The sequence below is a fragment of the Amycolatopsis sp. FU40 genome (assembly GCF_021903635.1).
GTDB classification, from domain to species: domain Bacteria; phylum Actinomycetota; class Actinomycetes; order Mycobacteriales; family Pseudonocardiaceae; genus Amycolatopsis; species Amycolatopsis dendrobii.
Genome location: NZ_CP091381.1, coordinates 2796136 through 2818872, shown reverse-complemented (window position 1 = coordinate 2818872; position 22737 = coordinate 2796136). Strand labels below are relative to the sequence as shown.

The 22737-nt window shown below is 69.8% G+C and carries 25 protein-coding genes and 5 tRNA genes; 18 read left to right on the top strand and 12 right to left on the bottom strand.

Annotated elements, in window-relative coordinates; all coding sequences use genetic code 11:
• The first annotated feature begins 53 nt into the window (after positions 1-53).
• The gene (locus tag L3Q65_RS13985) at positions 54-524 is read left to right on the top strand and encodes a nuclear transport factor 2 family protein (RefSeq protein WP_182889233.1); all 471 of its coding nucleotides are present in this window, start codon (positions 54-56) and stop codon (positions 522-524) included.
• 2 nt (positions 525-526) lie between these two features.
• Here the strand turns inward: L3Q65_RS13985 and L3Q65_RS13980 are convergent, their stop codons facing one another.
• The 6 genes from L3Q65_RS13980 to L3Q65_RS13955 are packed head-to-tail and all read right to left on the bottom strand — an operon-like array spanning position 527 to position 5283.
• Positions 527-715, bottom strand: coding sequence for a hypothetical protein (locus L3Q65_RS13980; protein ID WP_182889234.1), 189 nt, complete (start codon positions 713-715; stop codon positions 527-529).
• A 2-nt stretch (positions 716-717) separates the two neighbouring features.
• Complete coding sequence (locus L3Q65_RS13975) at positions 718-1308, bottom strand: hypothetical protein (RefSeq protein WP_182889235.1); 591 nt, start codon at positions 1306-1308, stop codon at positions 718-720.
• A gap of 6 nt (positions 1309-1314) precedes the next feature.
• Positions 1315-1989 (bottom strand): hypothetical protein, encoded by a 675-nt coding sequence (locus L3Q65_RS13970; protein WP_237599905.1) that lies wholly within the window; start codon positions 1987-1989, stop codon positions 1315-1317.
• A gap of 46 nt (positions 1990-2035) precedes the next feature.
• Positions 2036-2449 (bottom strand): TIGR03668 family PPOX class F420-dependent oxidoreductase, encoded by a 414-nt coding sequence (locus tag L3Q65_RS13965; RefSeq protein ID WP_182889237.1) that lies wholly within the window; start codon positions 2447-2449, stop codon positions 2036-2038.
• A gap of 6 nt (positions 2450-2455) precedes the next feature.
• Complete coding sequence (locus tag L3Q65_RS13960; protein WP_237599904.1) at positions 2456-3355, bottom strand: LD-carboxypeptidase; 900 nt, start codon at positions 3353-3355, stop codon at positions 2456-2458.
• Positions 3352-5283, bottom strand: coding sequence for a S9 family peptidase (locus L3Q65_RS13955; protein WP_237599903.1), 1932 nt, complete (start codon positions 5281-5283; stop codon positions 3352-3354). Before L3Q65_RS13955 ends, L3Q65_RS13960 begins: the two co-directional genes overlap by 4 nt.
• Positions 5284-5413: 130 nt before the next feature.
• Between L3Q65_RS13955 and L3Q65_RS13950 the strand changes: the two genes are divergently transcribed.
• From L3Q65_RS13950 to L3Q65_RS13940, 3 genes are read left to right on the top strand one after another with little or no spacing between them, the layout of a single operon-like run.
• Positions 5414-5989 (top strand): DUF3090 domain-containing protein, encoded by a 576-nt coding sequence (locus tag L3Q65_RS13950; protein ID WP_009078616.1) that lies wholly within the window; start codon positions 5414-5416, stop codon positions 5987-5989.
• A gap of 8 nt (positions 5990-5997) precedes the next feature.
• Positions 5998-6807: an SCO1664 family protein gene (locus L3Q65_RS13945; RefSeq protein WP_182889240.1), complete on the top strand. Its 810-nt coding sequence runs from the start codon at positions 5998-6000 to the stop codon at positions 6805-6807.
• A gap of 11 nt (positions 6808-6818) precedes the next feature.
• Positions 6819-7697, top strand: coding sequence for a phosphotransferase (locus L3Q65_RS13940; RefSeq protein ID WP_182889241.1), 879 nt, complete (start codon positions 6819-6821; stop codon positions 7695-7697).
• Positions 7698-7831: 134 nt separating this feature from the next.
• Here the strand turns inward: L3Q65_RS13940 and L3Q65_RS13935 are convergent, their stop codons facing one another.
• A complete protein-coding gene (locus tag L3Q65_RS13935) occupies positions 7832-8824 on the bottom strand; it encodes an aldo/keto reductase (protein ID WP_237599902.1) in 993 nt (330 codons plus the stop codon).
• A gap of 162 nt (positions 8825-8986) precedes the next feature.
• On the opposite strand from L3Q65_RS13935, the gene L3Q65_RS13930 reads away from it, so the two are divergent.
• The 5 genes from L3Q65_RS13930 (at position 8987) to L3Q65_RS13910 (ending at position 12971) form a co-directional block, all read left to right on the top strand.
• A complete protein-coding gene (locus L3Q65_RS13930) occupies positions 8987-9793 on the top strand; it encodes a DUF3097 domain-containing protein (RefSeq protein WP_237599901.1) in 807 nt (268 codons plus the stop codon).
• Between the two features lie 92 nt (positions 9794-9885).
• Positions 9886-10320: an NfeD family protein gene (locus tag L3Q65_RS13925; protein WP_182889244.1), complete on the top strand. Its 435-nt coding sequence runs from the start codon at positions 9886-9888 to the stop codon at positions 10318-10320.
• Positions 10321-10436: 116 nt separating this feature from the next.
• The gene (locus L3Q65_RS13920; RefSeq protein ID WP_246411364.1) at positions 10437-11783 is read left to right on the top strand and encodes an SPFH domain-containing protein; all 1347 of its coding nucleotides are present in this window, start codon (positions 10437-10439) and stop codon (positions 11781-11783) included.
• Between the two features lie 187 nt (positions 11784-11970).
• Positions 11971-12393, top strand: a complete 423-nt coding sequence (locus L3Q65_RS13915; protein WP_237599900.1) for a VOC family protein — start codon at positions 11971-11973, stop codon at positions 12391-12393.
• Positions 12390-12971 (top strand): dihydrofolate reductase family protein, encoded by a 582-nt coding sequence (locus L3Q65_RS13910; protein ID WP_237599899.1) that lies wholly within the window; start codon positions 12390-12392, stop codon positions 12969-12971. Before L3Q65_RS13915 ends, L3Q65_RS13910 begins: the two co-directional genes overlap by 4 nt.
• Positions 12972-12993: 22 nt before the next feature.
• Here the strand turns inward: L3Q65_RS13910 and L3Q65_RS13905 are convergent, their stop codons facing one another.
• Positions 12994-14337 (bottom strand): MFS transporter, encoded by a 1344-nt coding sequence (locus L3Q65_RS13905; protein WP_182889246.1) that lies wholly within the window; start codon positions 14335-14337, stop codon positions 12994-12996.
• A gap of 166 nt (positions 14338-14503) precedes the next feature.
• Here L3Q65_RS13905 and L3Q65_RS13900 point away from each other — a divergent pair, with 166 nt between their 5' ends.
• The gene (locus L3Q65_RS13900; protein ID WP_182889247.1) at positions 14504-15073 is read left to right on the top strand and encodes a TetR/AcrR family transcriptional regulator; all 570 of its coding nucleotides are present in this window, start codon (positions 14504-14506) and stop codon (positions 15071-15073) included.
• Between the two features lie 56 nt (positions 15074-15129).
• Positions 15130-15897 (top strand): SGNH/GDSL hydrolase family protein, encoded by a 768-nt coding sequence (locus L3Q65_RS13895; protein WP_182889248.1) that lies wholly within the window; start codon positions 15130-15132, stop codon positions 15895-15897.
• On the opposite strand, the gene L3Q65_RS13890 is transcribed toward L3Q65_RS13895, so the two are convergent.
• The gene (locus L3Q65_RS13890; RefSeq protein WP_182889249.1) at positions 15894-16421 is read right to left on the bottom strand and encodes a CGNR zinc finger domain-containing protein; all 528 of its coding nucleotides are present in this window, start codon (positions 16419-16421) and stop codon (positions 15894-15896) included. The genes L3Q65_RS13895 and L3Q65_RS13890 overlap by 4 nt on opposite strands.
• A 611-nt stretch (positions 16422-17032) precedes the next feature.
• Between L3Q65_RS13890 and L3Q65_RS13885 the strand changes: the two genes are divergently transcribed.
• The 5 genes from L3Q65_RS13885 to L3Q65_RS13865 all read left to right on the top strand — a co-directional run bounded on the left by L3Q65_RS13885 (position 17033) and on the right by L3Q65_RS13865 (position 17590).
• A tRNA-Gly gene (locus L3Q65_RS13885) sits at positions 17033-17105 on the top strand.
• 28 nt (positions 17106-17133) lie between these two features.
• Positions 17134-17207: transfer RNA gene (locus L3Q65_RS13880), tRNA-Arg, on the top strand.
• A gap of 142 nt (positions 17208-17349) precedes the next feature.
• Positions 17350-17421: transfer RNA gene (locus L3Q65_RS13875), tRNA-Gln, on the top strand.
• Positions 17422-17425: 4 nt separating this feature from the next.
• Positions 17426-17497 (top strand) — tRNA-Gln (locus L3Q65_RS13870).
• A 19-nt stretch (positions 17498-17516) separates the two neighbouring features.
• Positions 17517-17590: transfer RNA gene (locus tag L3Q65_RS13865), tRNA-Lys, on the top strand.
• Between the two features lie 685 nt (positions 17591-18275).
• Here L3Q65_RS13865 and L3Q65_RS13860 read toward each other — a convergent pair.
• On the bottom strand, positions 18276-18917 hold the full coding sequence (locus L3Q65_RS13860) for a hypothetical protein (RefSeq protein WP_237599898.1): 642 nt from the start codon (positions 18915-18917) through the stop codon (positions 18276-18278).
• 17 nt (positions 18918-18934) lie between these two features.
• Positions 18935-19132 (bottom strand): hypothetical protein, encoded by a 198-nt coding sequence (locus L3Q65_RS13855; RefSeq protein WP_237599897.1) that lies wholly within the window; start codon positions 19130-19132, stop codon positions 18935-18937.
• Positions 19133-19916: 784 nt separating this feature from the next.
• Here L3Q65_RS13855 and L3Q65_RS13850 point away from each other — a divergent pair.
• Positions 19917-20435 carry a hypothetical protein gene (locus tag L3Q65_RS13850; RefSeq protein ID WP_237599896.1) on the top strand — a complete coding sequence of 173 codons (519 nt, stop codon included), beginning with the start codon at positions 19917-19919 and terminating at the stop codon, positions 20433-20435.
• 308 nt (positions 20436-20743) lie between these two features.
• Positions 20744-21319, top strand: a complete 576-nt coding sequence (locus L3Q65_RS13845) for a DUF6461 domain-containing protein (protein WP_237599895.1) — start codon at positions 20744-20746, stop codon at positions 21317-21319.
• Between the two features lie 245 nt (positions 21320-21564).
• Here L3Q65_RS13845 and L3Q65_RS13840 read toward each other — a convergent pair whose 3' ends face one another.
• On the bottom strand, positions 21565-22452 hold the full coding sequence (locus L3Q65_RS13840; RefSeq protein ID WP_237599894.1) for a hypothetical protein: 888 nt from the start codon (positions 22450-22452) through the stop codon (positions 21565-21567).
• Positions 22453-22737 lie beyond the last annotated feature (285 nt).

Below are 22737 nucleotides of genomic sequence, written 5' to 3'. Positions count from 1 at the left end.
CCACGGCCGCCCGGCGCGGGACGATGGCAGCGGAACCCCGAGGGGAGAAGCCGGTGCAGGACCACGAACTCGACGCCTTGCTCGCCACGTCCCGGATCATCCGCACCTTCAACAGCTACTACCGCGCCGTCGACGAGCAGCAGTTCGACGCCGCGCGATTCCGCCGCGTCTTCGCGCCGGACGGGAAGATCGTGCGCCCCAACGGCGCGGAGATCTCCGGACCGGCCGACATCGCCGACAGCCACGCCCGCAGCTTCGCCCGCTTCGAGGCGAGCCAGCACCTGCTCACCGGCCACGACGTCGACCTCGACGGCGCCGCCGCCGAGGTGCGGGCGAACCTCGTCGCGATCCACCTGTGGAAAGACCGTCCGGTCACCGTGCGGATGGAAGACCGCGCGTTCACCGCGGGCGGCGTGGTCACCGCCGGCCTGAGCCAGACCGGGGACGGCTGGCGCATCGCCGAAGTTCGGACCCGGATCCTGTGGCGGACCGGGTACTTCGGCGATCTGGCGCCGACCCGCTGAGTTCAGCGCTTCGCCGCGCGGTAGCGGTTGATCAGCGCGGTGAGGGTCGCGTAGTCCGCGCCGCCGTTGAGCGCGGCGACCAGGTCGTCCGGGCAGCGCTGGTAATGATCGCCCCACCAGCGGCGCGCACGGTTGTCCCAGATCCGGTACCCGTCGGGCACGCCGCGGGCCACGTAACGCCGCTTCGCCACTGTCAGTCCTTGTCGAACGCCGCGGCGAAGGTCGGGGCCAGCTGCCTCAGCTTCGCCCGCAGCGGCGGCGCTTCCGCGCTGGTGCTGCCGATCCGGACCGCGAGCAGCCGGTCGCCGCGGGCGAGCACCACGACGCAGCTGGACAACCTGGGCTCCCGGAACCGGCGGCAGAACCCGAGCTGCCGGTCGGCGAGACCGGGTACGGAGAACCGGGTGGTCGAGGAGGCGTTCTCGCCGCAGCCCAGCGCCTTGTCGAGGACGGCGACCATCTGCTCGCCGGAATAGCCCTGGTAGACGGCTGCCAGTTGCCAGACGTCCAGTTCTCCGGCGCTGGCAGAAGCCTGCGTGTTGTTCCGCAGAGCGGATTCCCACGGCATCTCGCCCTTGCACGGCGCCACGACGTGCAGGGGCGTGATCCACTTGAGGGCGAAGGAAGACGGCGCCTGTTTCTGCTTGGCGCCCGCGGCCCTCAACTGGTTCTCGTCAGGCAGGTATCTGGTGAGGTCGTCCGCGGGGGACGACGCGGGGGAAGGGGCGCTCGCGCAGCCCCCGGCAAGCAGGACAAGCCCCAGCAGCGTGGTTCTCTTCCGCACGGCTCGTCAATCCTGGTCGAACGCGGCGGTGAAGGTCGGGGCCAGCCGCTTCAGTTCGGCTTGCTGGTCCTCGGCGGTCGCGAGCCAGCCTGCGGCGGTGAGCGCGAGCACGCGGTTGCCGTGTGCGAACACGAGGACGCACCCGGCCACTCGCGCGTTGAACTGACCGCAGAAACCGAGGTGCGGGTCGTCGACCCCGGGGAACGAAAACCGCGACTTCACCGCCAGCCGCCGTCCTTCGACCACCGCGTTCCCGCAGTCCAGCGCGGTACGGAGACCGGAAACGACCTGTTCGCCGGAGAACCCCCGGTACTCGGCGAGCAGTTCGCCGATCTGCATCTGATCGGTCACGGACACCGCCTGCGCCCCGTTCTGCGCGGCGGAATCCCACGGCTGGTCCGCGCCGCACGCCCGCACGACACGCAGCGAAGCGCCGGGGGAGACGGGCGTCCGGCGCCGCTGGATGCGGACCCGGGCCGCGGACAATTGCTCATCGCTCGGCAGATACTTCGTGAGGTCTTTCGCGACCGGAGCAGCCGAAGCCGAAGCGGACACCGGCACAGAACTGACTGCCGAACTGGACGGCGGGTCCGCGCTCGGCGCCGGAGCCGCTGCCGGAGTTTCCGCCGCGCACCCCGCGAGCAGCAGGACAAGACCGGTCACCGCGAGCGCAATACGCATGATCCTCCCCATTACGGGAGAAAGATCGCCGGACTCCGGTCCAGTGTTACGAACCCGCCCAGCCCCGCCAGGCCCGCACCTCGGTGACGACCACCGAGTGCTCCGGAGGCCGCTCCGCGTACTGCGGGTACTTCACTGCGAGCCACTCGACATACGAATCCCGCGAAGCGTCGGCGATCACCCGTGCCACCCCGTCCGCGCGGGCCCACCACAACCGCGACCAGTCCTCGTCGTACTCGTCGACCAGGAACGACACCGCCGGGTTCTCCGCGATATTCGCCAGCCGCCGCAACGAAGTCGTGGTCTTCGGCTTGTGGTCGACCGCGAACACGACCGTGTCGCCGCGCACCGCGAACGTCACCGGCACCAGATGCGGGACCCCGCGACCGTCCACTGTGGCCAGCCGAGCCACCCGCGCCGCCGCGAACCGGGCCCGGGTTTCCACAGTGGACAGTCGCATGCGGGCTCAGTCCAGCGCGGGGGAGTCGAGGGTCAGCGTGCCCAGTTCGGTGTCGAGCGAGGCGGAAACCCCGAGCGGCAGCGTCGGCGACCCGGCCACGTGCCCGAAGCCGAACCCGCTCAGCACCGGGACCCCGAGCGGCGACAACCGTTCCGCCAGCAGTTCGCGGACTTCGGCCGGGTCGCCGCACGCGGCCCACGAACCCAGCACCACCCCGCGCACGCCCTCGAACCAGCCGGAGCGCAGCAATTGGGTCACCATCCGGTCGATCCGGTACGGGCTCTCGGTCACGTCCTCCAGCAGCACGATCCCGCCGCGCGCCGAACCTTGTTCAGCCGTGCCGACGCCCGAGGCGAGCAGCGACAGGTTCCCGCCCACCAGCACGCCCAGCGCGCGGCCGGGCGCCACCACGTCCGGCTCCCGCGCCCGCAGCACCCGGGCGTGGTCCGGTTCGAACAACGTCCGCCGCAGGTGTTCCGCCGCGGGTTCGTCGAACAGCACGCTCGCGGGCATCGGCGAAAGCAGCGTCGCGAGGTCCAGATGCGTGTGCACGGCCCGGTGCAGGGCAGTGACATCGCTCGACCCGGCCAGCACCTTCGGACCGGCGGCCCGCAACGCCGCCCAGTCCACCAGATCGATCATCCGCTGCGTCCCGTAGCCGCCGCGCGCCGCCAGCACGCACCGGACCTCCGGGTCCAGCCACGCCTCGGTGAACTCCGCCGCCCGCGCCTTGTCCGGCGCCGACAGGTAGGACTGCCCCGCGGCCCGCACTCCCGTGCCGACCCGCACCTTCACGCCCCAGTCGCCCAGCACCGGCAACGCGGCGTCGAGCAGGTCCTGCGGAACCGGCCCGGACGGCGCGACGAGCGCGACCGTGTCCCCGGCGGAAAGTCTGGCGGGCCTCATCGGGAGAGCTCCAGCCGCGGCACGTCTGGCGTCTCGAAGCCGAACACCTGGCCGTAGAAGGAAAGTTCGGCCTCCAGCGCGGCGACGATCGTCTCCGCCTTCCGGAACCCGTGCTGCTCGCCCTCGAACCGCAGATACGCGTGCGGGATCCCGCTGCCGTCGATTTCGGAGACGAACCGGTCCGCCTGCTCCGGCGGGCAGATCTCGTCTTCCAGGCCCTGGAGGAACAGCACCGGCCCGGCCAGCGAACCCACGTGCGTCATCGGCGAGCGCTCCCGGTACCGCTCAGCCGCCTCCGGATACGGGCCGACCATGCTGACCAGGTACTGCGACTCGAAGTCGTGCGTCTCGCCGCCCTCGCCGGTCCAGCCCGCGAAATCGAGGATGGGGAACTTCACCGTCGCCGCCGCGTAGGTGCGGGTCATCGTGATCGACGCGGCCGAGGTGAACCCGCCCGCGCTGCCGCCCCGGATGCCCAGCCGGGCCCGGTCGGCGATCCCTTCCGCGACAAGCGCTTCGGCGACCGCAGCGCAGTCGCGCACGTCCACCACGCCCCACTGCTCCCGCAGCCGCTCCCGGAACGCCCGCCCGTAGCCGGTGGACCCGCCGTAGTTCACCGCGACGACGCCGATGCCGCGGCTGGTGAAGTACGCGAAGTCCAGGTCGAGCGAGTCGTCGCTGTGCCCGGTCGGCCCGCCGTGCACGTGGACCACGTACGGCGGCAGTTCGCCCTCCGGCGCGGCGAAGTCCGGGTTCGTCGGAGGGAACACGTACGCCGGGATCTCCGCGCCGTCGGGCCCGGTGAACACGCGCTCGTGCGGCACCGGCAGGTACTCCGCGGGCGGCAGCGAGGCCGGCTGCGGCGTCAACGCGCGCCACTTCCCAGTGTCCGGGTCCAGCACCACGACCGCGCTCTCGTGCCGGGGCCCGCCCGCGATCCCGGCGATCCCGTCCGGCGTCACGGCCAGCCCGCTCGACGACCACACGGTCAGCTCGGTGTCGACGCGCGCGACCGATCCGTCGCTCTCGTCGAGAATCGCCAGCTTGCCGGAATCGAGCACCGCGTGCTTCCCGCCGCCCAGCGGGGCGAACCAGCTGGTGCCGAGCTTCCACATCGGCCCGCCCAGTTCGCGTTCCGCCGGCGCCAGGTTCGCGACCGCGCCGTCGAGCCCGACCCGGTGCAGGTTCCACCAGCCGTCCGGGTCGGCGAGCACGAGCAACTGGTCCGCGGACTCCCACGCCACCTGGCACACCGCGACCTTCGGCCCGCCCGCCAGCACGCGCGCGTCCCCGAACGACCCGTCGGCCGCCACCGGCGCGACGAAAAGCTCCGTCCCGTCCCACGGCATCGCGGGGTGGTCCCACGCGATCCACGCGGCGTGCGCGCCGTCCGGCGACAGCTGCGGCGCGGTGAAGAACCGGTGCCCCTCCACGAGCACCCGTTCGGCGGAGCCGTTCAGCGGGATCGCGACCAGTTCGCGGGAGATGTCCGTGCGCCGCGGCCCGGTGCTGCGCTCGCGGACCGCCCACACCTCGCCCTCCCGGCCGGGCCGGAGGTCGCCGTACCGGACCCCCTGCGGCGTGGCCGGTTCCGGGGTGAGCGCGACGGCTTCGCCGTCCTTGAACGCGTACACGCGCTGATCGGCCCAGTGCGTGAACACCACGACACCGCCGACCGCGAGCCACGGCCGTCCGCCGTACTCGTGGACCCGGTTCCGGACGTTCCACGGCGCGGGCAGCACGTCCTCGACACCGCCGCCGGGAAGAGCGCGCACGAGGGCGACGCGGCCGCCTTCGGAAGGCCGCGCTTCCGCCCACCAGAGCGCGCCGTCGACCGCGGCGAGCCATTGCGCGCCGCCGCCGGCAGCCGCGGCGTCGGCCGCTGTCACGGGAGAGGTCCAGGTTCCATGAGGAGAGATGCGAGGCACCCGGAAAGCGTAACGAGGATCCGCTGCGTGTCCGGATCCGCACGCACCGCGCAGGAATCGCGCGCGAACTCCCCTCAACCCGGGGCGGCGGATGCCGATCATGCGTCCGTGGCCTAGGGTCGAAGACGCTATGTCACGCGTAATCCACGTCTTCCGCAAGCCCGACCGGTTCGTGGCCGGCACGGTCGGCGAGCCCGGCGACCGCACCTTCTACCTCCAGGCGACGGAGGACGTGCGGACGATCAGCGTCACGATCGAAAAACAGCAGGTCGTCGTCCTCGCGGAGCGGCTCGGCTCGCTCCTCGAGGAAGTCGCCAGCCGGTTCGGGGCCGACGTGCCCAGCCACGCCCCCGACGACGAGGTCGACGTGGACCCGCTCACGGTGCCCGTCGAGGAGGAGTTCCGGGTCGGCACGATGGGGCTCGGCTGGGACGCCGACTCCGGCGCGGTCGTCGTGGAACTGCTCGCGATCACCGAGGGCGAAATCGACGAGACCGTCGTGCTCGACGACACCGAGGAAGGCCCGGACGCGGTCCGCGTGTTCCTCACCCCGGTCGCCGCCCGCGCCTTCGCCGAGCGCGCCGACCGCGTCGTGAACGCAGGCCGCAAACCGTGCCCGCTGTGCGGCGAACCGCTCGACCCGGCCGGGCACATCTGCCCGCGGCAGAACGGGTACCGGCGCGACGTCGACGTGACCGAGGACTGAGGGCGGCCGTGGCGACCACCGCGCCAGGGCCAGCCGACCCCGCCGCCCGCGATTTCGTCTCCCGCGGCCGCATCGACGTCGAGGGCAGGCTCGTCGACGCCTCCAACGTGACGCTCTTCTGCGCGATCGAACTCGACGGCGTCACCGGCCGCGTCGTGTACAAGCCGGTGTCGGGGGAGCGGCCGCTGTGGGACTTCCCGGACGGCACCCTCGCCGGCCGCGAGGTCGCGACCGCGATGATCTCCGACGCCTGCGGCCTCGGCGCGATCCCGCCGACCGTGCTGCGCGACGGCCCGTTCGGGCCCGGCATGGTGCAGCTGTGGGTCGAGACCGACGAGGACAGCGAAGTGGTCGACGTCTGCGCGCCCGACGAGGTCCCCGAGGGCTGGCGCACCGTGCTGCACGCGCACGACCGGCTCGGCGAACCGGCGGTGCTCGTCCACGCCGACCACCCGGACCTGCGCGAACTCGCGGTCCTCGACATCGTCGTCAACAACACCGACCGCAAGGGCGGGCACCTGCTGGCCGGCACCGACGGCCGCGTCTACGGCGTGGACCACGGCATCTGCCTGCACACCGACCCCAAGCTGCGCACCGTGCTATGGGGCTGGATCGGCGAGAACCTGCCCGAAGACGCCGTCGAGAAACTGCGGAAACTCCGCGCCGACCTCGACGGCCGCCTCGGCGCGGAACTCGGCGAACACCTGACCGCCTTCGAGATCCGGGCGCTTTCGCAGCGCACCGACTACCTGCTCGCCGAGGCGGTGTTCCCCGAGCCCGGCGACGACTGGCGCGCGATCCCCTGGCCGTTGTTCTGATGGCGGGCCCGATGGACAACGCTGTGCTGGACGCCGCCGCCCGCGCCCGCCTCGTCAACCGCTTCGGCCCCGCCGCCGAAGCGTGGTGCGACGCGCTGCCCGCACTGGTCGAACGGCTCTGCCGCCAATGGGGCCTCACCGTGTCCGAAGCCCGGCCCGGCAACACCGGCCGCACCCTGCTCTGCCGCGACGGCGAGGGCACGCTGAAGGTGCTCAAACTCTGCCCGGACCGCGCGATCGCGACCGCGGAAGCCACCGCACTCGGCTCGTGGGCCGGGCTGTCGAGGGTCGTGCAGATCCTCGACGCCGACCTCGACCACGGCGCGGTGCTGCTCGAAGGACTCGAACCCGGAGACACGTTCACCGAACGAGGCGCCGATGTCCCGTGGGACCAGATCGGCGAACTGCTCGCCGACGTCCACGGGGTCCCGGTCGCCGGGCCGTTCCCGACCCAGCTCGAACGCGTCCGGTTCATGTTCGGCCTCGCCGAGCAACGCCTCGCCGGATCCCCGGCCGAAGCGCACCTGCCGCTGGAAGCACTGCGCACCGGACTCGCCCGCTCCGAGAAACTCGCCGCCAGCGGCCCGATCGCGCTCGTGCACGGCGACCTGCATCCCGGCAACGTGCTGGACGCCGGACCCGCGCGCGGCGCGGTCGCGATCGACCCGCGCCCGTGCGTCGGCGACCCGGCCTTCGACGCCGTCGACTGGGCGGTGCTGCCGATGGCCGACGGCGCCGCGGTCGAGGACGGGATCGCCAAACTCCCGCACCTCGACGGCGACCGGGTCCGCGCGTGGTGCGTCGCGCTCGCCCCGCTGGTCGCGATGGGCCCGCTCCGCCGCGGCGGACCGACACCCTTCACCGACGCGGTGCTGCGGATGGCTGGCTGACCCGGCCCGGGACCAATGCCAGGAACCCGCACCACGGGCAAGGCGAACGTGCGTGAGGGGAACCCTCACGCACTCAGATTCCCCAGGGTTCCCCTCACGTACCTCGCCCGCAGCCTCGCCTCAGGTCGAGCCCGCTAGCCCCGAGCGACCTCAGCGGTGTGCGCGGGGGTGTAGCGCTCGCCCCGCACCTGATCGCTCAGCGGCTCCAGCGCGGCCAGCGCCTCGGCGTCCAGGGCGAGCTCCAGCGCGGCCGCGTTCTGCTCCAGCCGGGCCGGGCTGCGGGTGCCCGGAATCGCGGCCACCGCCACCCCGAGCCGCTCGGCCTGCGCGTACACCCAAGCCAGCGCCACCTGGGCCGGGGTGGCGCCCAGCCGGTCGGCCACCTCGCGCACGGTGCGCGCGATCTTCTCGTTGGCGTCGCCCGCCTCTCCGGCGAAGCGGGGATTGGTGCGCCGGAAGTCTTTCTCGCCCAGCGCGGAACGGTCCAGCGCGCCGGTCAGGAACCCCCGCCCCAGCGGCGAGTACGGCACCAGCCCGACCCCCAGCTCCGCCATCGCCGGAGCGACCGCCTCGACGTCGCGGGTCCACAGCGAGTACTCGCTCTGCACCGCGGCGATCGGATGCACCGCGTGCGCACGGCGCAGCAGCTCGCCGTCCACCTCGGACAGGCCCAGATGCCGGACCTTGCCGGCCTGGACGAGTTCGGCCATCGCGCCGACGGTCTCCTCGATCTCCACGTCCTGAGGCGGTCGGTGGGCGTAGTACAGGTCGATCGTGTCGACGCCCAGCCGCAGCAGCGAGGCGTCGCAGGACCGAAGCACGAAGTCCCGGGCACCGCGGATGCGCCGCGCCCGGTCGCCGGCACTGCGGTCGATGCCGAACTTCGTCGCCAGCTGCACCTGATCCCGGCGCCCGTGGACGGCCCGGCCCACCAGCACCTCGTTGTGCCCGGAACCGTAGGCGTCGGCGGTGTCCAGGAACGTGACGCCCAGCTCCAGGGCCCGGCCGATGGTGGCCAGACCGCCGTCCCAGTCGGCGGAGCCGTAGCTCTCGCTCATCCCCATGCACCCCAGCCCCATCGCGCTGACAGCGAGACCGGGCGAGCCGAGCGTGGTTCGGGTGATCATGCGCGGATACTCCTCCTGCCCGGCCGACCGGGCGGTGCCTCGAAGACTGACCGACGCCGCCGACGCTAGGAGCTGGAGCGCGCTCCACGTCAAGCCGGCGGACCGGCTCCTTCCGGCGTGGCGGCGGGACGCGCCCTCGCCGCGCCGATAACGTGCCCGACCGTGCGCTATCACGACGTGCTGTCCGGGCCCCGCAAGCGGAAGATCCCCGAGGTCCCCGCCGAACCAGGTCTCGTGGTCGAAGACCCGGCCAGCGGCTACTGCGGCGCGGTGGTGAAGATCGAGGGCGAGCTCGTCGTCCTCGAGGACGCCAAGGGCCGCCACCGGGTCTTCCCGCTCGCGCCCGCCGGCTTCCTGCTCGAAGGCAAACCGGTCACGCTCGTGCCGGTGAAGAAGACCGCCGCCCCCGTGCGGCAGGTCTCGGCGTCCGGTTCGGTCCGCGTGCAGGGGCTGCAAGCGAGGGTCGCGCGCGACTCCCGGATCTGGGTCGAGGGCAAGCACGACGCCGAACTGGTCGAACGCGTCTGGGGACACGACCTGCGCGTCGAGGGCGTCGTGGTGGAACCGCTCGACGGCGTCGACGTCCTCGCCGACCGGATCGCCGAATTCGGCACCGGACCCGGCCGCAGGCTAGCCGTCCTCGTCGACCACCTCGTGGCGGGCAGCAAGGAATCCCGGCTGGTCGGGCAGATCCGCGACGAGCAGGTGCTGGTCACCGGGCACCCGTACATCGACGTCTGGCAGGCGGTGAAACCCGCGTCGGTCGGCATCCGCGCCTGGCCGGAGATCCCGCGCGGCGTCGAGTGGAAGACCGGCATCTGCGACGCGCTCGGCTGGGGCGAACCGTACGAGGGATGGCAGCGCGTGCTCGCCGGGGTGCGCAGCTTCCGCGATCTCGAAACGCCGCTGATCGGGGCGGTCGAACGGCTCATCGACTTCGTGACCGAACCGGGTGACGACACTCCGTAGTGTCCGGTATGCCGGAAAAATGCAAGGTCACGCGTCGGTCACGTCGAGTAGTTTGCCCGGTGCGAAACGAGGCGATCTGAGAGCATGAGGGCATGGCAGCGGCTCTGATCTGGCTGATCATCGGCATCGTCCTGATGATCGCGGAGGTGATCTCCGGGGACTTCGTGCTGATCATGCTCGGCGTCGGCGCGTTGCTCGGGGCCGGTTCGGAAGCGCTCACCGGCAACATCTACATCGACGTCGCCGTGTTCGCGGTCAGCTCGGTCGGGCTGCTCGCGCTCGTCCGCCCGGCGCTCAAACGCCGCTTCCTGTCCGGATCGGGCGTCCCCACCGGCATCGACGCGCTGGTCGGAGCCCGGGCCGTCGTGGTGTCCACTGTGGACTACGATGCCGGCCAGGTGAAAATCGGCGGCGAGGTGTGGTCGGCGCGCGCCGTGCACGAATCCCAGCCGCCGATCGCCCCGGGCACCAGCGTCACGGTCGTCGAGATCTCCGGCGCCACGGCCGTGGTGGACATCGTCTCGTGAGGCGCCGTCCGAGGAAAACCGGTACTAGGTAAGGGGAAACGCTCTTGTCGACAATAGCGATCGTCGTGGTCGCACTGCTGGCTCTGTTCGTCATCATCACAGTGGTCAAGGCGATCATGGTGGTGCCACAGGCCCAGTCGGCGGTGATCGAGCGGCTCGGCCGGTTCCGCACGGTCGCTTCGCCCGGCCTGACCTTCCTCGTCCCGTTCCTGGACAAGGTGCGCGCGCGGATCGACCTGCGCGAGCAGGTCGTCTCGTTCCCGCCGCAGCCGGTGATCACCGAGGACAACCTGACGGTGAACATCGACACCGTCGTGTACTTCCAGGTCACCGACTCGCGCGCCGCGGTCTACGAGATCTCGAACTACATCATCGGCGTCGAGCAGCTCACCACCACCACGCTCCGCAACGTGGTCGGCGGCATGAGCCTGGAGGAGACGCTGACCTCCCGCGACGCGATCAACAGCCAGTTGCGCGGCGTGCTCGACGAGGCCACCGGCCGCTGGGGCATCCGCGTCGCCCGCGTCGAGCTGAAGGCGATCGAGCCGCCGCCCTCCATCCAGGACTCGATGGAGAAGCAGATGCGCGCCGACCGGGAAAAGCGCGCGATGATCCTCACCGCCGAAGGCCAGCGGGAATCGTCGATCAAGACGGCGGAAGGCCAGAAACAGAGCCAGATCCTCGCCGCGGAAGGCCAGAAGCAGGCCGCGATCCTCGCCGCCGAGGCGGAACGGCAGTCGCGGATCCTGCGCGCGCAGGGTGAACGAGCCGCCCGCTACCTCCAGGCACAGGGCCAGGCGAAGGCGATCGAGAAGGTGTTCGCGGCGATCAAGGCAGGCCGTCCGACGCCGGAGGTCCTCGCCTACCAGTACCTGCAGACGCTGCCGCAGATGGCGCAGGGCGACGCCAACAAGGTCTGGATGATTCCCAGCGACTACGGCAAGGCCCTCGAAGGGTTCGCCCGCGCGCTGGGGGCTCCCGGCGACGACGGCGTGTTCCGCTACGAGCCGCCGCAGGACGACAGCCCGGCCAAGCCGGATCTCGAAGACGACGAGGTCGCCAGCTGGTTCGACACCAGCAGCGACCCGAAGGTCGCCGAAGCGGTCGCCGCCGCGGAGGCCGTGGCACGCAAGGAAGTCGAGGGGCCGCTGGGAGCTTCCTCCGGCGAGTCCCGGCGGGCGATCGGCGGGGCCACGGCGAAGCCGGAGGCTTCCGAGCCGGTGCGGGAGGAAGAGCCGCCCGCACCGCCGGAGCGTCCGCAGCCCAGCGCGCCGCCGCCCGCTCAGCAGCAGCAGTCGTTGCCGCAGCCGCAGCCGCCGGCCGGGCCCCCGCCGGGCGGGCCCTACCAGGGACCGCCGCCGCAGCAGTTCGGCGGACCGCAGGGCCCCGGGCCGGGAAGCGGGCCGTTCCCGCAGCAAGGACCGTTCGGCGGACCGCAGGGCGGGCCTCCGCCGCAGCGCTGATCGCGTGACGCGAAGGGGCTGCCACTCCGATTTCGGAGTGGCAGCCCCTTTTTTCGTGCCCGTCGCCTGGCGAAGACGTTCGGCCGGCAAGAATTCCGCACCCGGTTGTCGAATCCGGCGCCGCGCGTTCGACGCACTGGTGAGCGCGGCTCGCAGGAAGCCAGGCGCACGCGACGGAGGCACTGAAATGCGGACATTGCACCTCGGACTGCGGGTGACCGATCTCGATCGGTCGCTGACGTTCTACACGGCGATCGGTTACGAGACCGTCGGCACGGTGCCCGAGACGCCGATCGGGCAGCTGACCATGCTCAAGCTCCCCGGCGACGAATTCGTCTCCGTCGAACTCGTGCACGACGGCAACCCGGTCGAACGGGGCGGCGACGTGAGCCACCTCGTCGTGCAGGTCGAGTCGATGGCCGACACGCTCGCCGTGCTCGCCGCCCACCGGACCGAGCCGGTCGCTCCGGTTCAGGACCACGACCAGGGCATGAAGACGACGTTCCTCGCCGACCCGGACGGTCGCCGGATCGAACTCGTCCAGTGGCCCGCCGGGCACGCCGACGGCATGACCGCCGTCGACTTCTCGCACAAGGAGATCGAGAAGTGAGCAGGACGCCAGTGCGGCTGTACATGTCCGTGTCGGTCGACGGGTACATCGCCGGGCCGGACGACCGGCCCGGCCAGGAACTCGGCCGCGGCGGATTCCGGCTGTTCGACTGGCTCGACGACCGGGCGGCGGAGGGGGTCAACGGGCAGGTGTATGCCGAGGCCTCGGCGACGGGCGCGGTGATCTCCGGACGCCGCACCTTCGAGCTGGCCAAACGGTGGCACGGCGACCATCACGACGGCGTCCCGATCCATGTGCTCACCCACCACGTCGACCCGGGCGACGTGCCGCCGGGCCGCGCGAAGTTCTACACCGACGTCAACGCGTGCGCCGACGAGGCCCGGGACAAAGCAGGAGAGCGGGCTGTGCTGGTCCACGGCGCGGGCGCGGCACAGGCGCTGCTGTCAGCGGACCAGCTCGACGAGATCGAACTGCACCTCATTCCGGTGCTGCTGGGCGCGGGACGGCGGCTGTTCGAACCGGCCGGCATCGGCCGCGTCGAACTCGAGCCCGTGCGGCGGCTCGAAGGCCGCGGCGTCACCCATCTCCGTTACCGCGTAGTCCGGAATGCCCGGTGAGGCCCGGACTACGCGGTAACGGTCAGCGGGCGTACACGCCGACGTCGTCGATGTCGGCCTTCGAACGGTCAGGCAGCGCGATCACGCACGCCACGGTCACCACGACCGACGCGACGATGTAAATCGAGATCGAGTACGGCGTGCCGGTGGCGTGCAGCAACCAGGTCGCCAGCAACGGCGCGGGACCGCCCGCGAACACCGACGCCAGCTGATAACCCAATCCCGCGCCGCCGTAACGCAAATGCGTCGGAAAACTCTCGCCGATCAACGCCGCCTGCGGGCCGTACTGCATCGAGTGCGCCACCAGGGACACGATGATGGCGAGGAAGATCATCGCGTGCCCGCTGTGGGTCAGGACGGTGAAGTAGGGGAACGCGATGATCCCGGTCAGCACCGCGCCGGTCAGGTACACCTGTTTGCGGCCGATCCGGTCGGAGAACTGGGAGAACAGCGGGATCAGCACCAATTCGGCGGCCGCGCCGACCAGGACCGCGTTGAGCACGAACGTTTTGCTGAATTCCGGTCGCTGCACGACATAGACCAGCACATAGCTGGTGAACAGGTAGAACGGCATCTGCTCGCTGAAGCGCAAGCCGGCCGACAGCAGGATTTCCCGCCAGTGATGCCGGACCACGTCCTTCACCGGGGCTTTTGAGGTGCGCTTGGCCGCGACCGCGGCGGCGAACATGGGCGTTTCCAGGATGCGCAGCCGGATGACCAGGCCGATCGCCACCAGGACCAGGCTCAGCAGGAACGGGATCCGCCAGCCCCACGAGGAAAACGCGTCCGGGGAAAGGGTCGCCGACAGCAGGGTCATTCCGCCGGTGCCCAGCACGAGCCCGACCGGGACGCCGACTTGCGCGAAACTCGCCAGCAGCCCGCGCCGCCGCTGGTCGCCCCATTCCATCGCCAGCAGCACCGAACCGCTCCACTCGCCGCCGATCGCGATGCCTTGCACCAGGCGCAGCAGGACGAGGATCAGCGGCGCGGCGACTCCGATGGTCGCCGCACCGGGAAGCAGGCCGACGATCGCCGAGGACAGGCCCATCAGCAGGAGGGTCACGATGAGCGTCGCCTTGCGGCCGAGCCGGTCGCCCCAATGGCCGAAGATCGCCGCGCCGACCGGGCGCGCCGCGAAACCGACCGCGTAGGTCGCGAACGACTGCATGACCCCGGCGTAGGACGAGGACGCCGGGAAGAACAGATGGGGAAAGACCAACGCCGCGGCGGTGTTGTAGAGAAAGAAGTCGTACCACTCGATGGTGGTTCCGATCGAACCCGCCAGCGCCGCCCGGCGTACCTGCACCCGGCGGTCGCCGGTCGAAGCGTGGACTGACTGGGTGACCTCGTTGTCGCCTAGAGTCATGGTCGTGCACCTCTCGTGACGGTCGTCACACTACAGTGTGAACGACAGGCAGAGGTTTGACGATTCCTGACGCCTGCTCCGGACGGGTTGTTTCCGACTGCCCGGCCCACCGGACGGAGCAGGATCGGGCGCCGCGCGGCCAGGACGCGCGACTACCATCACAGCCGTGACGGAGGACAAACCGCTGCGCGCCGACGCGCGGCGAAACCGCGCGAAGGTGCTCGAAGCCGCCGAGACGGTCTTCGCGGCCAAGGGCACCGGCGCGCCGACCGAGGAGGTCGCGCGCGAGGCCGGCGTCGGCATCGGCACGGTGTTCCGGCACTTCCCCACAAAAGAAGCGCTGCTGGAAGCCGTGCTCTACGCGCGGCTGCACCGGTTCGTCGACGAGGCGGACGCGGTCGTCGCGCAGAACGCCGAGGACGCCGGAGCCGCGTTCTTCACCTTCCTCACCAGCTGGATCGAGATGTCCAGCGCCAAAAACGCCTACTTCGAAGCGCTCACCTCGGCCGGAGTGTGCGTCCCCAGCACCGGTTCGGTGATCGGGGAGCGGCTGCGCGAATCCCTCGGCGTGCTCCTGCGCCGCGCCCAGGACAGCGGTGCGGTGCGACGCGACGTCACCACCACCGAGCTGATCCCGGTGATCATCGGCACCGCGAAAGCGGCCGAGCACGTCGGGTCCGATCGCGAGCTGCGGGACCGCACGATCGCCATCCTGTTCGACGGCCTCCGCACCTGAGCCGCCGGCCGCGGGCGCCGTGAGGAGGGCGGGGGAGCCGGGCCTAAACTGAGCTGATGACCAACCGCTTAGTCTGTATTGGCGATTCGTTCACCGAAGGCGTCGGGGACGACGACCCGTCCGCGCGCAACGGGGTGCGCGGATGGGCCGACCGGGTCGCCGAGGTGCTGGCCGCCGGGGAGCCGGGGTTCCGCTACGCCAATCTGGCGGTGCGCGGGAAGCTTCTGCCGCAGGTGCTGAACGAACAGGTCGAACCGGCGCTGGCGATGAAGCCGGACCTCGTCACGGTTTACGCGGGCGGCAACGACTTGATGCGGCCGCGGGTAGACATCGACAGCCTCGCCGACTCCTACGAACGCGCCGTGGCCCGGTTCCGCGCGGCCGGTGCGCAGGTGCTGCTGTTCACCGGCGTCGACGGCGTCGAGGACGCGCTGTTCCGGCAGATCCGCGGCCGGGTCGCGATCTACAACGAGCACGTGCGCGGCATCGCGGCGCGGCACGAGACACTGCTGGTGGACATGTGGTCGATGCGTCAGCTGCGCGACCGTCGCATGTGGTCCCCGGACCGGCTGCACCTGAATGCCGCCGGCCACACCGAAATCGCCATCGCAGTCCTCGACGCGCTGGGCGTGCAGCACGGTCTCGCGCACGCCGCACTGGGACCGCGCCCCCGGCTGTCCACCCGGGAACAGCGCGCGGCGAACCTCCGCTGGGGCCGGGAACACGCGCTGCCGTGGATCGGCCGACGCCTGCGCGGCGAATCCTCCGGCGACACCATCGCCCCGAAATACCCGGAACTGCGGTCGTTCGAGGAGACCGTCTAACCCGCGAGCTGCCGCGCGCGATGGTCGGCGACGTTGACCCGCGTGCCGCAGCGAGTGGAACAGAACCGACGGCGTCCGTTGCGCGACGTGTCCACGAACGCGACGCCGCACCCCTCTCGCGCACACACGCCGAGACGGTGCGGCTCCTCGCACACCAGATGCGCGAGCCCGCCCGCCGTGTAGGCGTAGAACCGCTCGACCACGCCCGCGCCCTCGCCGGAGTAGTGCAGATGCGGCGTTTTCCCGTCGTGACTGGCGATATTCGGCCGGCACGCGGCGACGGCGAGCAGCTCGTTGAGGAGGTCGATCCGCTCGGCCGTGGTCTCGGCGACGAACACCTGTTGCAGCCGCCGCCCCCACGCGAGAATCCGCCCCGCCTCGTCCGCGGTGATCCGCGGCAGCACCATGTCGCGCGCCTGCCCCGCGGCCCGCACCTCGGCGGCCGTGACGTCGTCGCGCTGGGCCAAGGTCGCCAGGTCGGCGGCTACTTGCGCGCCCGCGCCGCCGTAAGGATTGAAGTGCACTCGACCATTACAGCACACGTCTTCTTGCTCCGGAAATGCCCGTCCGGAAAATAAGATTGACGCAGCGTTTCGCCGTAGGTGAAGATGATTCCACCACAGCGGATGAAGGAGCGGTCATGACGAACATGCGGATGCGGGAGATGCGAGGCCACTATCCGGCCGCACTCCGTGCTGTCCGGTGTTCGCCGCTTCAGCAGCGCCAAACCGGCCGAAAAGGCGGTCGCCCGGGCGGTATCCGCTCCCTGACCTGACGCAGCAGCCGCTGCGCACCGGGAGCCGCCCGTCGGGAAACCGATCCGGGCGGCTTCTTTTGTGGAGCCGCTGAACGCAATCAATTCCCGTCGCCTTTTCGCGAAGGCATTTCCCTGCTGCCCGTTTATCGGCGGCGGTTCTTTGACAACTGCACAGCGGAGCAAGACATTTCCGAGACTCGTCCCCGTCGCCTCACCCGCGGCCAGGACGAGCGCCGGGTCCGGCAGTCACGCGCCGCCGGACCCGCACGGTGAAGACGGGGCGGTGGCGGCCCCACCCGGCTGTAACCCGGGTGCCCTTGCGGGCAATGAGGGTTCGACTCCCTCCTTCACCACTGCGCCCAGCCCAGGGCGCGTCCCGCGGCCGTGGTGAACTCGGCGGACACGTCGGTCTTCCAAGCCGAAGCAGAGGGTTCGATGCCCTCCGGCCGCTCGCGGCGCCGCCATGGCGTTGGCCGCACGCCCCCGTAGCTCAGCTGGACAGAGCGCCGCACTACGAATGCGGAGGTCCCAGGTTCGAATCCTGGCAGGGGTACGGGCCCGGCGCGGAGGGGGCGCCGGCGCCTTCCCGCGGCTCCGGCCGCACCCGGATGCGAGGGGCACCGGCGACCCCGCCTGGTTCGGGACCAGGAGACACCGCGTTCGACCCGCGGGCATCCGACCTCGTCAGCCCTCGTTCCCGGTTGGTGTAGCCGGCAGCATCGCGGACTTTGGATCCGCGGGCCCAGGTTCGAATCCTGGACCGGGAGCCGATGCCCGTTCGTCCAACTGGCAGGACGCCGCGCTCTGGACGCGGAAACCGAGGTTCGAACCCTCGACGGGCAGCACCCCCCCGCTTCCCCGCGGGCCGTTAGCTCAATCGCGCAGAGCAGCCGGCTTTTACCCGGCGGGTTCAGGGTTCGAATCCCTGGCGGCCCACTTCCGCCCGCAGGTCGCCAGTGCTGGTGACTCGCGGTTTCAAGCTGTTCGGGCAGGTTCCTCCGGACACTGCGTTGTCCATTGCGGCCTTTCGGCGAGCCCGGGAGCGCGGGCCTGGCGCGTAGCGGCCTGCCAGGAGACCGCCGATAGGAATTTCCGGACGGTGTTCGTGCAGAGGTCCGTGTGACCTTGATCGACGAATGGCGGAGGACGGGCTGATCGCTTTCGCGGCGAACCCGTGAATAGCGTCACCGGACGCCCCGGACACGACAACTGTCGGCGCAGGAGCACCACACACACGATCGCCAGAGCCGGGGTGATCATCCGTGATGACCAGGACCGTGTGGCCAGTGCACACCACCTGTGGCGAACGACGCTGGGAAACCCCAGCGGCGGCCTCGGCCTGGCGAGTACCTCGAAGACGCTGTGGTCCGCGAAATCGCCGTGGGGATACGCATCGATCTCGCCCCAGGTCCGTTGCTCGCGACCGACCTCGTCCCCTGCGTGCAGCCCGATGGCAGCGTCCTCGGCGACCGCCGCCGGATCCGGCCCGAGTTCGACGAGAAGTTATTGCCGAGCAGCACATTCGAATCGTTCCCGACAGGACTGCTCCCCTGCGGCTGGCGGCTGCTCGAAGGCGCGTCCTGCGGGCCGGAGCGACGTGCGGGCTGGGACATCCGGTCGTCTACTGGTCGTCGCGAGTGCCACCGGGCGGCCGTGTCGCGTCCCCGTTCTCTCGGCGGGGGCTGTACTTGGCGGCGTACGCCTCGCGGATGTCCTGCTCGGTGAGTTCACGAGGGTTGCCTTCGGCGTCCGTGGATCGCTCGATCAGGACAGTCTTGACCTCGTCGGGGATGTTGAGGCTCAGCAGCACGGGGTCGATCCTCCTGCCGGGAGCAGGCACATCGTCCCGGGTGTCAGTGCCGGTGCCTGGCCAGAACTGGATGAGAAACCGCTGGTCGCCAGCCGACGCGCGGACCCGATAGACACCCTCGCCGGAGAGGCTGAATTCTCCGGCAGCGCTTTCGCCGCAGGCTGTCCACGCAACAAGGTTTCCGGATGCGAAGTAGGCGAGGGACTCGCTCGTCGTGTTCCAGAGTCCTGCGCCGGCAGGTGGTTCGCTGCCCCAGGACTCCAGGCGTACGTCGCAGGGGACAAGCCCCTGAGACGTACCCGTAATCGTCACTTGGTTCTCGGTGGTCAGCAGCCATCCGCCAGAATCGAATGGCGGCATGATGTAGTCGGCCCAAGCAGACCGGTCCTCGATAATGAAGTGGCCCTCCCACATCGTGACTTCGTATTCCAGATGACGCAATGGCTGAGGCATCTTTCCTCGTTTATAAACTAGGTCGGCTGCGCGAGCGCGGTGCCGTGCACCATCGACGTCGCCAATGCGGCGGGGGAGCGACCGTCAAGCTGGCGCTTCGCCGGAAGGTCCTTCTGGTCACGTGCCTTCTCCCCGCTGCTCGAAGAATTCGAGCGCACGAGCGCCGACGTGAAGCGCCGCCCGGCGCGAGCCGATCCGCGTTCCGAGAGCAGCACCGGCACCGCGTATTCGCTGCGGTGAGGCGAACGAAACCCCCTGCATGCGCTTGCTTCTTCCGGTCAAGCCTGCCGGTGCCGACATTCCCACAGCGGCTGCGACCGACGCAACCATGGTCGGTGCACGGTCGGCGGATGGGATTCACGGCTGGCTGCGCGTGCTTCGAATCCGTTCGTCGTGCGCGTTCCGGTTGCATGAAACCGTAGGAGGAATTGCCGGGGAAGCCGGTTGCGGGGGAGCCGTGAAGATTTCGCATGCCTTGTGACAGTCGTTGCGCGGTCTGACGGCGGTGCCAGCCAGGACGTCCGACCGGCCGCGGTCCGTGATATCCGCCGTGGTCAGCCCTGCTCGGTGGCGCGCAGCCATCCGCCCTCGATAAGCGGCCTGATGTCGCGGTCCGCCGGGCCGGCTTCGATGGCAGCGAAGCCTGGTCCATTTCGAACTCGCCGGCGAAGCGGCGCAACAGCGTTGCCGTCCGATCCTTTACCCAGCCGACGATGTTGACGTGGAACGGGTTCCGCAGCTTGTGAAGGATCCTGCCTGAGTGGTAGAAGGCTTTCAGGCCGTTGCCTGGCTTGCCTCGCCCCTCCGACGTCGGACTGAAGGCGAGTCGAGTCATCGACACGTCAGGGCGCGGCGCACCGCCCCAACGATGTCAAAATGATTGACCGGACGCAGAATTGGCGGGGCGGCGATGCCCCGCATCCGTCCTGCGACCGGAACCGGGTGATCGAGGAACCCCGTTCCGGATGACGATCCGCCAACCGAGACTCGGAGGAACGCGTGACCAAACCGGCGCGGACAGCGACCGCTGACCTGTACGTGGATTACGGACACTTCTCAGTAACGGACTACGGTGCGGACGTCCCCGAACTGCGCCCTGCGTACGCCAACGGTCTCGTCGGGGCGGATTCCAGCGGAGCTTCCGTCCTCACCGGCACCGCGACGGGCGAGGTCACCGTGACCGTGCAGTTGCTCGACGCCGAACCTGGCTCGATCGAACTCGACAGCTGGGACGAAGTATCCGAGGTGTCGCTGGACAGCGCAGAGGGATTCCTGCTCGTCCACAACATGATGGACGGTCCGCCGCGGGAGCTCGGCGAACTCGCCTATGTAGGCCCCGGCACGTACCGGCTGCGCGTGCACGCCCGCGGCCGCGACATCGCCCCTCACTCCCACGCCGACACTCCCCGCGAGCACTACCAGATCTCCGCATGGCCGGCACCGGAAACACCGCCGACCGTCCACAAACAGACCGACAGGTACGGGCACGAAGTCCGCGCCCGGGAGACGGAGTTATGACCTCTCCTCGTGCACGTCGAACCAGCGACACATGCCATGCGAGCGCGAACCGGTCGAGCGACGAAGTGCTGGCGAATGCTCGCTGACAGGACTGTCCCGGAACGCTGATCAGGCGCGGAGCAGCCGCAACTTTCGACCCGAGTCCGCACATGCCGTCGGGAGCGGACACCCACGGCGCATACACCGGAGAGAATGATCGTCGCCTTGATCGCGCAATCCGGCTGAGACAGCGGTCCCGGGAGATCGGCAGGGGAAGGGGAGTGGCGGTGCCGATGGACCTGGTTGCCGTGCTAGGCGAAGGATGGTGCGTGACCCTGATCCGCGGCCGGGAGCCCGACGAGGCCCTGACCATCTTGGGAGCGGCGCCGGGCAGCATCGGGCCGGCTGCGTTCGAGGATGTTCCGTTCGGGGTGACGGACCGGGAGTTGGTGCTCGCGCGGGAGTGGCCGGAGCGGGGCTGGACGTTCGCGGTCGAGTGCGATGGGCCGAGCGGTTTCCTGGGCTGGCGGCGCGACCTGCTGGCCGGCTTGTCGGCACGAGGCGGTTTCGCCGGAACGGCCCTGTACCTGCCGAATGTGCAGGAAGTCTGTGCCGCCGAGGACGGGCAGGTGGTCTCCGTGGTTGAGCCGCTGCGCGCCTACCGTCGCTCGGGCACGCATCCGGACCGGTTCGCTGTCCGGATGCGCGAACTCGGGTTCGGCGTCGGGGACGAGGACGACCGCACCGGTGTCGCGCGGGACTTGCCGCCCGGGGCGTTGACCACGCTGCTGCTGGAAGTCATGACCGGCGTCACGCTCGACGCCTCGGCACTTGAGGGGCCGTGGCTCGGCGGCATGATGCGCTTCGACGAACGTGGAGCGCAGATCCGTTTCCCCTCGCACTGACACGCCCTGCCGTTCGACGGAGCCCAGACACCCGCGTTCAGCCGAATTTCCTTCGGCCAGCGCGGACCGCTCGCACGCAGAATGGCATAGCCGGCGGACGAATGGACGAAAGCTCCATCGCGGCGCGCGAGCCGCCCCGCTCAGTACCTGAGCCTGGTGTTTCGTCCCGCCGAGCACGAAGCTCCCCGGGGCCGGGCTCGATCGAGCGGCAAACACCTGCCTGGTTCACGGCAAGCCGACAGTGATCACATCAGCCAGTTCTCGTAAATCTTGAGATCTGTGCCGGTATGGTAAACGCGAAGCGGTCCGCCATTGCCCGCGGAAGCGGCCAGGTGCTGATACCGCTCATGGACCACGCCGCCAAGCGGTTCCCAATCCGGGGACCACCTGCCGTCGGCGAACACCTTGTGGTAAATGTGCCGATCGCCGCCCGTGATGAAAACGTCGATGCGACCTGGCCACGTTGCGACCGCAGGCGGCAAATCTGACCATCCGCCGAGGCTTTCCCAGCCTGACCAGCCGTTTTCGTACCTCATGTGCACGACGTTGTTCTGCACCGGCCCGATAGCGAACACGTCTTGCCTGCCCGGCCCCCAGCTGCAGGCGCTGATGCTGTCGACATTGGAACTGTCCAGCACGTCACCGCCGCTCCACCGGTCGTTCACATACCAACGATGAATGACCTTCTTCGGCACCGGGCCATACTGGACGGTGAAAAGGTTTAGCTGGCCAGGACGCTCCGCAGTAACGGCCGGCATCGCGATCGTCGTCGGCTGCCCGCCGATGTTCTGCCATTCAGTCCACTCGCCGAACGGGAAATTGAACCGGAACCGATGGGTCGGGAATTGGCCGTGGCCATGGTCCTCGATCGAGATAACGTCCAGCCGCCCCTGGTCCCAGGAAGCCGCGGCAATCGCCGGCGCCGCCCAGTCTGCCGCGACAAAGGAAATGCCGAACGGTGTCCAGCTGGAAGGGTCCATGGCTGGCGAATTCCAGTCACCCCAGTGGTAATACGCACCACCGACGTCGCGTGCGAAAAGATGCTGTTTGTTCGGAAGCTCATGCACGGAGACATAAATGATCTTGTTCTCCGCTATCGGATGCCAGCCAGACCAGCCCATGTCGCGCTCCATATCCACGGTGGTAGCTCGGTCGCGAATCCCCGCCCTCTCCATCGCGAAGTCGCGCGAGGGTCCCGTTCTGCTACACCAGCCGGAACCGGGCGAGGCAAGGGCCACTCGTGTGGGCTAACCAATCGAGGTCCGTCGCATGGCACAAGCCGGGCACGTGACTGGCGGTCCAGAAGAACGCCCGAATCTTCGCCGATCGCATCCAACTCGCCCGAACGCGCTGAGCCGGCGACTTGACCACGACCTTTTCGGCCGAATGTCGCACCGAAACGCGAATCCTATGTCGGA

Coding starts and splice junctions, on each gene's coding strand:
- L3Q65_RS13915 (WP_237599900.1), top strand. CDS start 11,971: ATGCGGACATTGCACCTCGGACTGCGGGTGACCGATCTCGATCGGTCG.
- L3Q65_RS13860 (WP_237599898.1), bottom strand. CDS start 18,917: ATGCCTCAGCCATTGCGTCATCTGGAATACGAAGTCACGATGTGGGAG.
- L3Q65_RS13895 (WP_182889248.1), top strand. CDS start 15,130: ATGACCAACCGCTTAGTCTGTATTGGCGATTCGTTCACCGAAGGCGTC.
- L3Q65_RS13840 (WP_237599894.1), bottom strand. CDS start 22,452: ATGGAGCGCGACATGGGCTGGTCTGGCTGGCATCCGATAGCGGAGAAC.
- L3Q65_RS13905 (WP_182889246.1), bottom strand. CDS start 14,337: ATGACTCTAGGCGACAACGAGGTCACCCAGTCAGTCCACGCTTCGACC.
- L3Q65_RS13960 (WP_237599904.1), bottom strand. CDS start 3,355: ATGAGGCCCGCCAGACTTTCCGCCGGGGACACGGTCGCGCTCGTCGCG.
- L3Q65_RS13970 (WP_237599905.1), bottom strand. CDS start 1,989: ATGCGTATTGCGCTCGCGGTGACCGGTCTTGTCCTGCTGCTCGCGGGG.
- L3Q65_RS13950 (WP_009078616.1), top strand. CDS start 5,414: ATGTCACGCGTAATCCACGTCTTCCGCAAGCCCGACCGGTTCGTGGCC.
- L3Q65_RS13925 (WP_182889244.1), top strand. CDS start 9,886: ATGGCAGCGGCTCTGATCTGGCTGATCATCGGCATCGTCCTGATGATC.
- L3Q65_RS13935 (WP_237599902.1), bottom strand. CDS start 8,824: ATGATCACCCGAACCACGCTCGGCTCGCCCGGTCTCGCTGTCAGCGCG.
- L3Q65_RS13965 (WP_182889237.1), bottom strand. CDS start 2,449: ATGCGACTGTCCACTGTGGAAACCCGGGCCCGGTTCGCGGCGGCGCGG.
- L3Q65_RS13940 (WP_182889241.1), top strand. CDS start 6,819: ATGGACAACGCTGTGCTGGACGCCGCCGCCCGCGCCCGCCTCGTCAAC.
- L3Q65_RS13920 (WP_246411364.1), top strand. CDS start 10,437: ATGGTGGTGCCACAGGCCCAGTCGGCGGTGATCGAGCGGCTCGGCCGG.